11 protein-coding genes and 1 pseudogene are annotated in these 13,778 nt (G+C 73.9%); 4 read left to right on the top strand and 8 right to left on the bottom strand.

Features of this window, described 5'->3' with window-relative positions:
* Positions 1–187 precede the first annotated feature (187 nt).
* The 4 genes from infB to rimP all read right to left on the bottom strand — a co-directional run bounded on the left by infB (position 188) and on the right by rimP (position 5,319).
* Positions 188–3,274, bottom strand: a complete 3,087-nt coding sequence (gene infB / locus ABZ719_RS31255) for a translation initiation factor IF-2 (protein WP_366728520.1) — start codon at positions 3,272–3,274, stop codon at positions 188–190.
* A 150-nt stretch (positions 3,275–3,424) separates the two neighbouring features.
* Positions 3,425–3,721, bottom strand: coding sequence for a YlxR family protein (locus tag ABZ719_RS31250; protein ID WP_366728519.1), 297 nt, complete (start codon positions 3,719–3,721; stop codon positions 3,425–3,427).
* 90 nt (positions 3,722–3,811) lie between these two features.
* Entirely contained in the window at positions 3,812–4,798 is a 987-nt protein-coding gene (gene nusA / locus ABZ719_RS31245; RefSeq protein WP_366728518.1) for a transcription termination factor NusA, read from the bottom strand.
* Between the two features lie 2 nt (positions 4,799–4,800).
* Positions 4,801–5,319 (bottom strand): ribosome maturation factor RimP, encoded by a 519-nt coding sequence (gene rimP, locus ABZ719_RS31240; protein ID WP_366728517.1) that lies wholly within the window; start codon positions 5,317–5,319, stop codon positions 4,801–4,803.
* Positions 5,320–5,524: 205 nt separating this feature from the next.
* On the opposite strand from rimP, the gene ABZ719_RS31235 reads away from it, so the two are divergent.
* The 3 genes from ABZ719_RS31235 to ABZ719_RS31225 all read left to right on the top strand — a co-directional run bounded on the left by ABZ719_RS31235 (position 5,525) and on the right by ABZ719_RS31225 (position 7,639).
* Positions 5,525–6,178 (top strand): hypothetical protein, encoded by a 654-nt coding sequence (locus ABZ719_RS31235; protein ID WP_366728516.1) that lies wholly within the window; start codon positions 5,525–5,527, stop codon positions 6,176–6,178.
* The gene (locus ABZ719_RS31230) at positions 6,175–6,639 is read left to right on the top strand and encodes a ferritin-like domain-containing protein (protein WP_366728515.1); all 465 of its coding nucleotides are present in this window, start codon (positions 6,175–6,177) and stop codon (positions 6,637–6,639) included. Before ABZ719_RS31235 ends, ABZ719_RS31230 begins: the two co-directional genes overlap by 4 nt.
* Before the next feature lie 94 nt (positions 6,640–6,733).
* Positions 6,734–7,639, top strand: coding sequence for an aminoglycoside phosphotransferase family protein (locus ABZ719_RS31225; protein ID WP_366728514.1), 906 nt, complete (start codon positions 6,734–6,736; stop codon positions 7,637–7,639).
* 177 nt (positions 7,640–7,816) lie between these two features.
* Here the strand turns inward: ABZ719_RS31225 and ABZ719_RS31220 are convergent, their stop codons facing one another.
* The 3 genes from ABZ719_RS31220 to ABZ719_RS31210 form a co-directional block, all read right to left on the bottom strand.
* The gene (locus tag ABZ719_RS31220; RefSeq protein WP_037861912.1) at positions 7,817–9,520 is read right to left on the bottom strand and encodes a proline--tRNA ligase; all 1,704 of its coding nucleotides are present in this window, start codon (positions 9,518–9,520) and stop codon (positions 7,817–7,819) included.
* Positions 9,521–9,594: 74 nt separating this feature from the next.
* The gene (locus ABZ719_RS31215) at positions 9,595–10,182 is read right to left on the bottom strand and encodes a GNAT family N-acetyltransferase (RefSeq protein WP_366728513.1); all 588 of its coding nucleotides are present in this window, start codon (positions 10,180–10,182) and stop codon (positions 9,595–9,597) included.
* Positions 10,183–10,408: 226 nt separating this feature from the next.
* Positions 10,409–11,257 (bottom strand): GNAT family N-acetyltransferase, encoded by an 849-nt coding sequence (locus ABZ719_RS31210; protein ID WP_366728512.1) that lies wholly within the window; start codon positions 11,255–11,257, stop codon positions 10,409–10,411.
* 236 nt (positions 11,258–11,493) lie between these two features.
* Here ABZ719_RS31210 and ABZ719_RS31205 point away from each other — a divergent pair, with 236 nt between their 5' ends.
* Entirely contained in the window at positions 11,494–13,365 is a 1,872-nt protein-coding gene (locus tag ABZ719_RS31205) for a SpoIIE family protein phosphatase (protein WP_366728511.1), read from the top strand.
* A 262-nt stretch (positions 13,366–13,627) separates the two neighbouring features.
* Here the strand turns inward: ABZ719_RS31205 and ABZ719_RS31200 are convergent.
* Positions 13,628–13,778: pseudogene (locus ABZ719_RS31200) on the bottom strand (4-hydroxy-3-methylbut-2-en-1-yl diphosphate synthase); the annotation flags it as partial.

The raw sequence follows: 13,778 nt of genomic DNA, 5'->3' as shown, positions 1-13,778 counted from the left end.
GCCCGCCGGTACGGGGTCGATGGTCCTGCCTTCGAGACGGGCAGGGACATCAAGAACGGTACCGCGAACCCGGCGGTGACTCGACGGGATTTGTCTCCCGCCGGCCCGACGACGGGCAGGTCCCGGACGCGGCGCACCGGCCGACGGGAAGCAGTCCCGTCGGCCGGTGCCGGTGTTCCGTGGGGTGTTACACCCGCGGCTTCTCGCGCATCTCGTACGTCGCGATGACGTCGTCGACCTTGATGTCGTTGAAGTTTCCGAGGTTGATACCGCCCTCGAAGCCTTCGCGGATCTCGGTGACGTCGTCCTTGAAGCGACGCAGACCCTCGATGTTGAGGTTCTCCGCGACGACCTTGCCGTCGCGCAGCAGGCGCGCCTTGGTGTTGCGCTTGACCTCGCCGGAGCGGATGAGGACACCCGCGATGTTGCCCAGCTTGGACGACTTGAAGACCTCGCGGATCTCCGCCGTGCCCAGCTCGACCTCTTCGTACTCCGGCTTGAGCATGCCCTTGAGGGCCGCCTCGATCTCCTCGATCGCCTGGTAGATGACCGAGTAGTACCGGACGTCCACGCCTTCGCGCTCGGCCATCTGCTGCGCACGGCCGACCGCGCGCACGTTGAAGCCGATCACGATGGCGTCGGAGCCCATCGCCAGGTCGATGTCGGACTCCGTGACCGCACCGACGCCGCGGTGCAGGACGCGGATGTCGACCTCTTCGCCGACGTCCAGCTGGAGCAGCGAGGACTCGAGGGCCTCCACCGAACCGGAAGCGTCACCCTTGATGATCAGGTTCAGCTGCTGGACCTCGCCGGCCTTGAGCACCTTGTCCAGGTCCTCCAGCGACACGCGGCGCGTGCGCTTGGCGAACGCGGCGTTGCGCTCGCGGGCGGCGCGCTTCTCCGCGATCTGGCGGGCCGTACGGTCCTCCTCGACCACGATGAAGTTGTCACCCGCACCCGGGACGTTGGTCAGGCCCAGGACCTGGACCGGCGTCGACGGGCCGGCCTCGGCGACGTTGTTGCCGTTGTCGTCGAGCATGGCGCGCACGCGGCCGTAGGCGTCGCCCACCACCATCGTGTCGCCGACCCGCAGGGTGCCTCGCTGGACGAGGACCGTCGCCACGGCACCGCGGCCGCGGTCGAGACGGGACTCGATCGAGATGCCCTGCGCGTCCTGGTTCGGGTTGGCCCGCAGGTCGAGCGAGGCGTCGGCCGTGAGGATCACGGCCTCCAGCAGCGAGTCGATGTGCAGACCCTGCTTGGCGGAGATGTCGACGAACATGGTGTCGCCGCCGTACTCCTCGGCCACCAGGCCGTACTCGGTCAGCTGACCGCGCACCTTGGTCGGGTCCGCGCCCTCCACGTCGATCTTGTTGACCGCGACCACGATCGGCACGTCGGCCGCCTTGGCGTGGTTGAGCGCCTCGACCGTCTGCGGCATGACGCCGTCGTTGGCCGCGACGACCAGGATCGCGATGTCGGTCGACTTCGCACCGCGGGCACGCATGGCGGTGAACGCCTCGTGACCCGGGGTGTCGATGAAGGTGATCGCGCGGTCCTCGCCGTTGACCTCGGTCGCGACCTGGTAGGCACCGATGTGCTGGGTGATGCCGCCGGCCTCGCCCGCGATGACGTTCGTCTTGCGGATGGCGTCGAGCAGTCGGGTCTTTCCGTGGTCGACGTGACCCATGACGGTGACCACCGGCGGGCGGACGACCAGGTCCTCCTCGGTGCCCTCGTCCTCGCCGAACTCCAGGTCGAAGGACTCGAGCAGCTCGCGGTCCTCCTCCTCGGGGCTGACGATCTGGACGTTGTAGTTCATCTCGTCGGCCAGGAGCTGCAGCGTCTCGTCGGAGACGGACTGCGTGGCCGTGACCATCTCGCCCAGGTTCATCATGACCGCGACGAGCGACGCCGGGTTGGCGTTGATCTTCTCGGCGAAGTCGGTGAGCGACGCGCCGCGGGAGAGACGGATGGTCTCGCCGTTGCCGCGCGGCAGCATCACGCCGCCGACGCTCGGGGCCTGCATGGCCTCGTACTCCTGGCGACGCTGCCGCTTCGACTTGCGGCCACGGCGCGCCGGACCGCCGGGACGGCCGAAGGCACCCTGCGTGCCGCCACGGCCACCGGGACCGCCCGGACGACCGCCGAAGCCGGGACGGCCACCGCCGCCACCGAAGCCGCCGCCGCCACCGGGGCCACCGCCGCCGGGACGGCCGGCGAAGCCGCCGCCACCGGGACGACCGCCGCCACCGCCGCCCGGACGGCCGGCGAAGCCGCCGCCGCCGGGACGACCGGCGCCGCCGGGACGACCCGCACCGCCCGGACCGCGGCCGCCGGGGCCACCGCCGGGACGCGGGCCGGCAGCGGGACGCTGCGGCATCATGCCGGGGTTCGGACGCGGGCCGCCGGGACGGGGACCGCCCGGACCGCCCTGCGGACGCGGCATCCCGCCCGGCGTCGGGCGCGGACCGCCCGGAGCCTGCGGACGCGGACCGCCGCCCTGGGCACCGGCCGCCTGCGGACGGGGACCGCCGCCGGGAGCACCGGGACCGCCGGGCCGCTGGCCCTGCGGACGGGGCGCCTGCGGGCGCGCCATGCCGGTGGAGCCACCGGAGGTGAAGGGGTTGTTGCCCGGACGCGGACCGGCCGGACGGGCACCCGGACGCGGGGCCTGGCCACCGGGACGCGGGGCGCCCTGGCCCGGACGGGCCTGGCCCTGGCCACCGCCGCCGGGGCGGCCGCCGCCGGGCTTGGGAGCACCGGGACGCGCGCCACCGGGGCGCGGGCCCTGCGCGGCGGCCGGGGACGGAGCCGGAGCCGACGGCGGAGCGGTGAACTCCGGAGCGGCCGGCGCGGCCGGGGCCGGACGCGGGGCGGGCTTGGGACCCGGCACCGGACGCGGGCCGGGAGCGGCCGGCGCGGGAGCCGAGGGGGCCGCGGGCTGCTGCGCCGCGGCGGGCTTGGGCGCGGCCGGCGGCTTGGGAGCAGCCGGACGCTCACCCACGGGCTTGGCGCCCTGGGAGGTGCCCCCTGCCTGCGCCGGGGAGGGCGCGGGCGGCCTGGGGGCGGCCTTCTTCGGGGCACCCGGCTTGGCGGACCTGCCGCCGCCGTTGCCCTGCTGGAAGGCGTCAGTCAGTTTGCGTACTACGGGCGCCTCGATCGTCGAGGATGCCGATCGGACGAATTCACCGAGTTCCTGGAGCTTGGCCATGACGACCTTGCTCTCCACACCGAACTCCTTGGCGAGTTCGTATACCCGGACCTTAGCCACTTCGCTCCTTTGAGGTCCGGGTTGCGGCCGGACCGTCGCTAGTTCATGGGCGTACTCATCGCGTACTCATCGAGTGCTCATCGCAATCTCGACCTGCTTTCGACTCGCGAGGTACCAGGCCGCACGGGGGGTTCCGCACGACACGTCTTCCTACCGTGTTGCCTGCTCGGCAACTGTCGTCCGCTCGACGTACCGGCGCAACGCCTTTGTGTCGAGCGCTCCCGGGGCGCGCAACGCCCGCGTGAACGCCCGGCGGCGTACCGCCTGGTCGAGACAGACCAGGGCGGGGTGCACGTACGCACCCCGGCCGGGCAGCGTACCGCGAGGATCGGGGGCGCACTCGCCCTCGACCGCCACGATGCGCAGCAGATCCGTCTTGGCCGCTCGCTCCCGGCACCCCACACAGGTGCGTTCAGGGCATGCGCGGGCCTGCGTCCGGCCAGACACCCTTAAGTCTACCTCCCCGCGCACACCTCACCCCTTTGGGGCAGGATTCGAACGACTGTTGTCGTGTTCCGAGCGCCGTCCCGACCGGATCTATTCCCCGGCCTGCTCGGTGTCCGGCCGGATGTCGATGCGCCAGCCGGTCAGACGGGCGGCCAGGCGGGCGTTCTGGCCCTCCTTGCCGATCGCCAGGGACAGCTGGTAGTCCGGCACGGTCACCCGGGCGGAGCGGGCCGCCAGGTCCACGACGTCCACCTTGGAGACACGGGCCGGGGACAGCGCGTTCGCCACCATCTCGGCCGGGTCGTCCGACCAGTCGACGATGTCGATCTTCTCGCCGTTCAGCTCGCCCATGACGTTGCGCACCCGGCCGCCCATGGGGCCGATGCAGGCGCCCTTGGCGTTCAGGCCCGAACGGGTGGAGCGGACCGCGATCTTCGTACGGTGACCGGCCTCACGGGCGATCGCCGCGATCTCCACGGAACCGTCCGCGATCTCGGGCACCTCCAGGGCGAAGAGCTTCTTCACCAGGTTGGGGTGCGTGCGCGAAAGGGTGACGGAGGGACCCCGCACACCCTTGGCCACCCGCACGACGTACGACCGCAGGCGCATGCCGTGCGGGTACGTCTCGCCGGGGACCTGCTCCTGCACGGGCAGGATGGCCTCCAGCTTGCCGATGTCCACGAGGACGTTCTTCGGGTCGCGGCCCTGCTGGACCACGCCGGTGACGATGTCGCCCTCACGGCCGGCGTACTCGCCGAGCGTCGCGTCGTCCTCGGCGTCGCGCAGCCGCTGCAGGATGACCTGCTTGGCGGTGGTGGCGGCGATACGGCCGAAACCGGACGGGGTGTCCTCGAACTCGCGGGCCTCCTGGCCCTCCTCGAGGTCCTCGGGGTCCTCCTTCGCCCACACGGTCACATGGCCGGTCTCCCGGTTCAGCTCCACGCGCGCGTGGCGGCGGCTTCCCTCGGTGCGGTGGTAGGCGATGAGGAGGGCCGACTCGATCGCCTCGACCAGCAGGTCGAAGGAGATCTCCTTCTCCCGCACCAAGCCCCGCAGGGCGCTCATGTCGATGTCCACGGCTACGCCTCCTCCTCTTCCTTCAGGTCCTTCTCGACCTTGTCGTCCTTGCGGTTGAACTCGACCTGCACGCGCGCCCTGACGACGTCCGGGAAGGCGATGCGGCGGGCCGTGGGCTTGCGGCCCTTGACTCCGGGCACCTCGAGATCGAGTCCCTCGTCGTCGACCGCGATGATCCTGGCCACCAGTTCGCCGCCCTCGGCCAGCTGGAACCTCACCAGCCGGCCGGTGGCGCGCACGTAGTGGCGGTGCTGCGTGAGAAGGCGCTCGGCGCCCGGGGTGCCGACCTCGAGGGTGTACTCCCCCTCGCCCATCGCGTCGCTCTCGTCGAGCTTCGCCGAGAGCGCGCGGCTCACATCGGCGATCGCGTCCAGGTCCGCTCCGGTGTCGGAGTCCACGACGACGCGCAGCACCCGCTTGCGTCCTACGGAGTCCACGGCGATCTCTTCGAGATCCAGCCCCTGGGAGGTGACGAGCGGTTCCAGCAGCTCCCGCAGCCTCTCGCTCTGGGTGGTGCTCATCCGGGTGACTCCTCGGCCGCGTGTGCTGTTGTGGGACGGTTCGCGTGTCTGGTCAAAGGGTATCCGGTCCCAAGGGGTGTTGCCGTCCACCTGGGCGAGGGTGGTGCCGCTGAGTCGTGCCCGGGGCACGCGCGGGTACGGTGATCACGGGCGAGGCACCCGCCCGCCGCCGAACGTACGCATCACGCACCCGAGGACGTCTGCCGTGCCGTTCCCCTCACCCCCGCAGGCCCCCTCGGGCCCGCGCAGAAGGAGTCTGCTCGCCTCGGCGGCGGGGGCCGCCCTGCTCGCGGGCGCTTCCGCCTGCTCCGCCGGGAGCGACGGCTCCGGATCCGCGAGCACCCGTGCCTCGCTCGCCGACCGGGTCCGCGCGCAGGCGGCCCGGGACAGCCAGGACCTGGTGCGGCGCTACGACGCCGTGCTCGCCGTGCACCCGTCGCTGGCCGGGCGGCTCTCGCCGCTGCGGGCGGAGGTCGTGCGGCACGTGACCGCGTTCGGCGGTACGGGCCAGGCGTCGCCCGCGGACTCCGCGACGGCGTCCACGGATCCGGCCCCGCCGCCCACGGCCACGGCGACTGCGACGGCGACGGACGCGGTCAGGGCGGCTGCGGGCGCGGCGGCCTCCGCCGGGGCTTCCGGGTCCGCCGGCCCCTCGGGCGGGGCCCCGGGGTCCGCTTCTGCGCGTGTCCCGGCGGACGAGAAGGAGGCGCGGGCCGGGCTCGCCGCCGCGGAGCGGTCGCTCGCCGACCGGCGTACGGCGGCGCTGCTCGAGGTCCCCGGTGAGCAGGCGCGGTTGCTGGCCTCGGTGGCGGCGGCCGGCGCGGCGCACGCGTACCTGCTGACGGAGGGCGACAAGTGAGCACGGCGGCAAAGCGGGAACTGCGGGCCCTGCAGGCGGCGCTGGCCGCGGAGCACGCGGCGGTGTACGGCTACGGCGTCGTGGGCGGCAAGGTCCATGAGGACCGGCGCGCCCAGGCGCGAGCCGCCTACGACGCCCACCGGGCGCGCCGCGACGCCCTGGCGCGCCAGGTCGCGGACCTGGGCGGCAGGCCGGTGGCCTCGGCCGCCGGCTACGCCCTGCCCTTCCCGGTGCCGGACTCGGCCGCCGCGGTCCGCTTCGCCGCCGAACTGGAGGACCGGGTGGCCGGGGTCTGCTCCGACCTGGTGCGGGCCGCCAGCGGGCGGCGCAGGCAGGAGGCGGCCGGGGCGCTGCGGGAGGCGGCGGTCCGTGCGGCGCGCTGGCGCGGCGGGAGCGTAGCCTTCCCAGGTCTCGCCGAACGCGCCGGTGCCGGCAGCCCGTCGGCGACCGCGACGCCGTAGCGGGGCAGGTGACCGGCAGGCGTCCGACCGGGACGCACAAAGACAGGGAACGCGTGCGAACGCGTCCAGGCGTCCAGGAAGGAAACACTCGCGCATGGCTTTCGAACCGCCGCGCCGACTGGTGCGGGCGCTCGGTGAGACGGCACCGGACGGTGACGACTGGCTGGAGCAGCTGCCCCGACTGGCCGGACGGGCCGTCGAGCAGCGCGGGTTGACGGTCGAGCGGGTGCAGGTGCCCGGCGGGCGCAGCAGCCTGGTCGTGCTGGTGCGGACGGCGCAGGGGACACCGGCCGTGCTGAAACTGGCCCCGCCCCGGGCCCGGCCCGCCGGCGAGCGGGCCGCGCTCGCGCACTGGGCGGGCCGGGGCGCCGTACAGCTGCTGGAGCCGTCCGGTACGGACGACGAGGGTGTGCTGCTCCTCGAACGGCTGCACCCGGACGTGTCGGTGCGCTCCCTGCCGGAGGCGCGGGCGCTGCTGGAGGCGGCGGGCACGCTGCGGCGGCTGTGGGTGGAGCCGCCGCGGGGGCACCCCTTCGAGACGGTCGCGGAGCGGACCGGACGGCAGGCGGAGGCGATGCGGGCGAGCGCGGAGGGCGACGCGGAGGTGGCGCCGCTGGTGCGGGCGGCGCTCGCGGCCCGCGAGCAGTTGCTGGCCGCGCCGCCCGAACAGCGGCTGCTGCACGGCACGTTCCGGCAGAGCAAGGTGCTGGCCGGGGACCGGATGCCGTGGCTGGCGGTCGGCCCGGACCCGGTGGTGGGCGAGACCGCGTTCGATCTGGCCCGGCTGGTCCGTGACCGGGTGGAGGACCTGATCGCCTCGCCGTCCGGGCCGGCCACCACCCGGCGCAGGATCAAACGGCTGGCGGAGTCCCTGGAGGTGGACCGGGAACGGCTGGGCGGCTGGACCCTGTTCCGCGCGGTGGAGTCCGGCGTGCGGGCCCGCCGGGTGGGCCGTCCCCAGGACGCCGAACTGCTCCTGGAGTTCGCGGGCTGGCTCTGACCCGGCCAAGGCCGGCAAGGGCACCGCAGCGGTCGCGCCCCGCCGCCCCCGCGCCGGGAACGGGCCAGGCCCCGTCCGGGTGGGGGCGGGGCCTGGGGGGTGTCTTCGCGGGGCGGGTCCGCGGGACTCCCGCACGGCCGGGGCCGGGCCGGGTTCCCGTGGAGCCGCGCCGCCTCGCTACGCGGTGAGGCGGGCGATGGCCTCGTCGACCGTCAGTTCCTCGCGCTCGCCGCTGCGGCGGTCCTTCAGCTCGACGACGCCCTCGGCGGAGCGGCGGCCGGCGACGAGGATCTTGGGGACGCCGATCAGTTCGGCGTCCGTGAACTTCACGCCCGGGGAGACGCCGGCGCGGTCGTCGACGAGGACGCGGAGGCCGGCGGCGGCCAGCTTCCCGGAGACGTCGAGGGCCAGTTCGGTCTGCAGGGCCTTGCCCGCGGCGACCACGTGCACGTCGGCCGGGGCCACCTCGGCGGGCCAGACCAGCCCGTGCTCGTCGGCGTGCTGCTCGGCGAGGGCCGCGACCGCGCGGGAGACGCCGATGCCGTAGGAGCCCATGGTGACGCGGACCGGCTTGCCGTTCTGGCCGAGGACGTCGAGCTTGAGGGCGTCGGTGTACTTGCGGCCGAGCTGGAAGATGTGGCCGATCTCGATGGCGCGGTCCAGCTTGAGACCGGTGCCGCACTTCGGGCAGGGGTCGCCGTCCTGGACGACCACGACGTCGACGTAGTCGTCGACCTGGAAGTCACGGCCCGCGACGACGTTCTTCGCGTGCGTGTGCTCCTTGTTCGCGCCGGTGATCCAGGCGGTGCCGGGCGCCACGCGCGGGTCGGCGATGTACCGGACCTTCTCCCCCAGGCCCTGCGGGCCGACGTAGCCGCGCACCAGGTCGGGGCGGCCGGTGAAGTCCTCGGCGGTGACCAGTTCGACGGTGGCCGGGGCGAAGTGCGCCTCGACCTTGTCCAGGTCGACCTCGCGGTCGCCGGGGACGCCGACGGCGACGATCTCGCCGTCCACCTTGACGAGGAGGTTCTTCAGGGTGGCGGAGGCCGGGACGCCGAGGGAGGCGGCGAGGGTCTCGATGGTGGGGGTGTCCGGGGTCGGGATCTCCTCCAGGGCGGGCACGGCGGAGCCGTCCACCGGCCGCAGCTCGTAGGTGATCGCCTCGGTGTTGGCGGCGAAGTCGCAGTTCGGGCAGTCGGCGAAGGTGTCCTCGCCGGCCTCGGCCGGGGCGAGGAACTCCTCGGACCGGGAGCCGCCCATCGCGCCCGCGGTCGCGGCGCAGATGCGGTAGTCGAGGCCGAGGCGCTCGAAGATGCGCTGGTAGGCCTGGCGGTGCAGGGCGTAGGACTCGGCGAGGCCCTCGTCGGCGGTGTCGAAGGAGTAGGAGTCCTTCATCAGGAACTCGCGCCCGCGCAGGATGCCCGCGCGGGGCCGGGCCTCGTCGCGGTACTTGCTCTGGATCTGGTAGAGGATGACCGGCAGGTCCTTGTAGGAGGACGCCTGGTCCTTCACCAGCAGGGTGAAGATCTCCTCGTGGGTGGGGCCGAGCAGGTAGTCGCCGCCCTTGCGGTCCTGGAGGCGGAACAGCTCGGCGCCGTACTCGTCCCAGCGGCCGGTCGCCTCGTACGGCTCCCTCGGCAGCAGTGCGGGCAGCAGCACCTCCTGCGCGCCGATGGCGTCCATCTCCTCGCGGACGATCCGCTCGACGTTGGCGAGGACCTTCTTGCCCAGCGGCAGCCAGCTCCAGACGCCCGCGGCGGTGCGGCGGACGTAACCGGCGCGGACCAGCAGCTTGTGGCTGAGGACCTCGGCGTCGGCCGGGTCGTCGCGCAGCGTCTTGGCCATCAACTGGGACATGCGCTGGACCGGTGCGTTCGCCATCGTTCTCGTACTCCTGCCGGAAATCGGTGATGGCTAGGAGGTTAGCCGGGCGGACGGCGGCGGCGGTAATCGCCTCAGCGGCCGCCGGCCGGGCCGCGGCGCAGGGGCAGCGGGGCGCCCATCACGGCGTACGGCTTCGGCGCGCTGGGGAAGAGGACCTGCCGGGCCAGGTCCACGTACCCCAGGGAGTGGTAGAGGCCGCGGGCGGGGCTGTCGGTGTCGATCGCGGAGAGGATCGAGCGGGGCTCGTCGGCGCCGTCGGTGATGGTGGTGATCAGGGCGCGGCCGATGCCCCGGTTCTGGTGTCCGGGGTGGACGTGCAGCTCGGTGATCACGAAGGAGTCGTCCAGCCACTCCTCGTGGCCGCGGGCGCGCAGGTAGGGCTCGACGACGGTGGACCACCAGTGGGTGCGGTCGTTGGGCATGCCGTAGACGAACCCGGCCAGCCGTCCGCCGGCGGTGGTGGCGCCGAAGGCGCGGGCGCCCGGGCAGGTCATGTGGCGCAGCACGATCTGCCGGCGTACGGCGACCTCCTCGGCGCCGAGCCCGAAGGCGACGGTCTGCACGGCCAGTGCCTCGTCGACGCGGGCCGACAGGTCGAGGGGGCCGATCACGATGTCGTCGGGGCGGCGGCCGGGGCCGTGACCGGGAAAGTGCGCCATGCCGGGGAGACTACTGGGCCGACCACCCGGCTCGCACCTGCCTCATCAGCGCACGGGTCCGGCGACGGCACCTCGGGCCTCCCGGCCGGATCGGGCCGGTTCAGGCCGGGCTCGCGGAGTCCGGCACCGCGCCCTGCTCCGGGCCGGTCCGGACGACAGCCCCAAGGGCGGGTCTCGAAAGTCCCGCCTGCCCCGCGGGCGGACGGCGCTGCTTTCGGAACACGTCCTAGAACAGCACGCTCGTGAACGAGCCGACCTCCTGGAAGCCCACGCGCAGGTAGGTGCGCCGGGCCGCCGTGTTGAAGTCGTTGACGTAGAGGCTGACGACGGGGGCGACGTCGGCCAGTGCGTAGCGCAGCACCGCCGCCATGGCGGGGGCGGCGAGCCCGCGGCCCCGGTACTCGGGCGCGACCCAGACGCCCTGGATCTGGCAGGCACGGTCGGTCGCCGCGCCGATCTCGGCCTTGAACATCACCTTGCCCTGCTCGTCGATGCGGGCGAAGGAGCGGCCGGAGCCCACGAGTTCGGCGACCCGGGCCTGGTAGAGCAGGCCGCCGTCGCCGGCCAGCGGGGAGACGCCGACCTCCTCGGTGAACATGGCCACGCACGCCGGCATGATCGTCTCCATCTCGTCCTTGCGGACGCGGCGGACGCAGGGGTCGGCGGCGATGTCGGCGGGCATGCGGTCGGTGACCATGAGGGGCTGGCGGGCGCGGACCTCGCGGGCCGGGCCCCAGCTGGGTTCGAGCAGGCCCCACAGCTGGGTGGTGGGTCCGGAGGGGCCGACGATGGAGGAGCAGCGGCGGCCGGCCCGCCGGGCGCGGTCCGCGAAGGCGCGCACGGCGCGCGGGGTGGCGCAGATGGGGACCAGGTTGGCGCCCGCGTAGCACAGGGACGTGAGCATGCCGCCCTCGTACCAGCCCCACATCTCGCCGCCGAGCCGCCACGGGTCCAGGCCCGCGACCTGCACGCGGGAGGTCACGAAGGCGTTCGCGACCGGCTCGCGGTCGAGGACGGCGAGCGCCGCGTCCAGGTCGCTCGGTTCGAGCACCCGTGAGGTGGTCTGGGTCAACACGTGCGGGGCCTCACGCTGGGGTTTCGGCTGATCTCCGCACTGTACCTGCCGGATCCTGGCGGCGCCGCCCCCTGGTGAGGCCCGCTACCGGTTGCCCTGGAATGTGGCAGTACGGGCTGTTCTGGGTACTCCTTGGGTCGAGAACGGCGTGGTTCTCCCGGCACGGCCTGGCGAAAGCGGTGATCTACGGTGGCAGCACGCCGGACGGCGGTCCGGGGCGAGAGGGGGCCGGTTCCGTGAGCGCGGCGGGCGGGGCGGCCCTGGATCCCGACTTCCCGCGGGCGGTCCTGCACGGGCTGGGGACCGGTGTGTTCACCCTCGACGCCGACGGGCGCATCACCTTCGTCAATCCGTGGGCGGAGCGGCTGCTGGGCCGCTCGGAGGCGGAACTGCTCGGCCGGGACGCGCACGACCTGCTGCACCGCCGGGCCGACGGCGCGGCGGTGCCGCGGGAGCAGTGCAGGATGCGGATGCCGCTGGCCGGCGGCCGGTCCGTCGAGGAGGGCCGCGAGGAGTACTTCCTGCGGTCCGACGGGTCGACGGTGCCGATCATCTGGACGACGACGTCGCTGGTGGTGTCCGGCCGGCCGGCGGGGCTGGTGGTGGTGTTCAGCGACTTCGGCCCGCAGCGGGCGGCCGAGGAGCGGATGGCCGCGCACGCGGCGGCCCTGGAGGCGCTGACCGCCCGGCTGAACCTGCTGGCGGACGTCTCCTCGGTGCTGATGTCCGCCCTGGACGCCTCCGGGCGCATGCGCAGGCTGGTGCGGCTGCTCGTTCCGGAGCTGGGCGACTGGGCGTCGGTGGCCCTGTGCTCGCAGCGGACGGGCGTCCTGGAGCGGGTCGCCGTACGGTGCCCGGCGCACCCTCGGCGGGCACGGCGGCTGCAGGGGGCGCTGCCGCTGCTGTCGTCCGGGGCGCGGGCGGCGGTGGAACGGGTCATGGCCGCCGACGAACCGGTCCTGCTGAGCGCCGAGGAGCTGCGCGACCCGGACGCCCCGCTCGCCGCCACCCACGGAAGACTGTTCGAGCGACTGGGCGGCCACACCGCCGTCGTGGTGCCGTTGCGCGCCCGCCGCAACCACTACGGGATGCTGACCGTGGGCCGTGCCGCGGGCTCGGCCGCCCCGACGGCCGCGGAGGTGCGGCTGCTCTCCGACATCGGCCGCCGGGTGGGGCTGGTGCTGGACAACGCCCGGCTCTACCAGGAGCAGCGCAACGTCTCCGAGACGATGCAGCGCCAGTTGCTGGCCCCGCTGCCGCAGGTCGACCATCTGCGGATGGCCGCCCGCTACCTGCCCGCGCAGAGCGCCATGGAGATCGGCGGCGACTGGTACGACGCCTTCCTGCTCTCCGACGGGGTGATGGCCCTGGTCATCGGGGACGTGGTGGGCCACGATCTCCAGGCCGCCGCGCACATGGCGGAGGTCCGCAACATGCTGCGCGCCCTGGCCTGGGACCACGGCAAGCCGCCCAGTCTGATCATGTGCCGGCTGGACGAGGCGGTCACGAACACCAGCGACGCGCCGATGGCCACGCTCGTCTTCGCCCGGATCGAGGGCCCCGAGGGCGGCCCGTGGCGGCTGAACTGGGTCAATGCCGGGCATCCGCCGCCGCTGCTGGTGACCCGGGACGGCGGGACGCGGTTCCTGACCGGCGGGCACGGTCCGCTGATCGGGATGAGCGCGGTCCTGCACCTGGGGCTGAGCTGGCCCGACGCCTACGAGGACCTTCCGCCCGAGTCGACGCTCCTGCTGTACACCGACGGGCTGGTGGAGAGCAGGGACCGCCCCATCGACCTGGGGATGGCCAAGCTGCGCCACCACGCCTCGGTGCTGTCCCGGCGGATGGCCGGGGAGACGGTGGACGCCTTCTGCGACGAGCTGCTGGAGCGCATCAGGCCCAGCGGCGACGACGCCGCGCTGCTCGCGCTGCACCTGCCGCCGAGCGGGGCCGGTGCCCCGGGCGACCGGGAACCGCCGCCGCCCCCGCAGTCCCGGTACGGCAGCCCGGCCGCGCCCGAACGGTCCGCGCCCGGTTCGGTCCAGGAGGACGCCCCGGTGTCGGACCCCACCCGGGACGGCCAGGACGACGAGGCACCGGGGCGGTGAGGCGGGCAGGACGGCTGGGGGGTAGAAGGGGGCGAGGCCGCTCGGCGGGCGGCGGGGCGGCCGGCGGCTCGGCGGGCCGCTGGGGCGCGAGGGATCTGACCGGCAACGGCGGGATGGTCGGCGGCTGACGGCCGGGGCCGCTACGGCGCAGGCCGTTCCGCCCCGCACCGCCGGCCCACCGGGCCGGGCGTCTGCGGCCCGGCCCGGTGGGCCCGGCCGCGGCGGAGCGGTGGGCCAGGGGCGTCCAGAGGGCGGGCGGGGTTCAGCCCGCGACGGAGACCTCCGGTTCCCCGGAGGCCACGCCGTCGGCCTCCATCTGCTCGGCGAGCTTCATCGCCTCTTCGATCAGGGTCTCCACGATCTTCGACTCGGGCACCGTCTTGATGACCTCGCCCTTGACGAAGATCTGCCCC

The organism is Streptomyces sp. NPDC006743, from assembly GCF_040703815.1.
Taxonomy (GTDB): Bacteria; Actinomycetota; Actinomycetes; order Streptomycetales; family Streptomycetaceae; genus Streptomyces.
This window is presented reverse-complemented; position numbering and strand designations above follow the sequence as displayed.

What these genes read in the sequence shown, in the direction of transcription:
- rimP (WP_366728517.1), bottom strand. Translation starts at nt 5,319, where the DNA reads ATGAGCACCACCCAGAGCGAGAGGCTGCGGGAGCTGCTGGAACCGCTC.
- ABZ719_RS31225 (WP_366728514.1), top strand. Translation starts at nt 6,734, where the DNA reads ATGGCTTTCGAACCGCCGCGCCGACTGGTGCGGGCGCTCGGTGAGACG.
- ABZ719_RS31220 (WP_037861912.1), bottom strand. Translation starts at nt 9,520, where the DNA reads ATGGCGAACGCACCGGTCCAGCGCATGTCCCAGTTGATGGCCAAGACG.
- ABZ719_RS31215 (WP_366728513.1), bottom strand. Translation starts at nt 10,182, where the DNA reads ATGGCGCACTTTCCCGGTCACGGCCCCGGCCGCCGCCCCGACGACATC.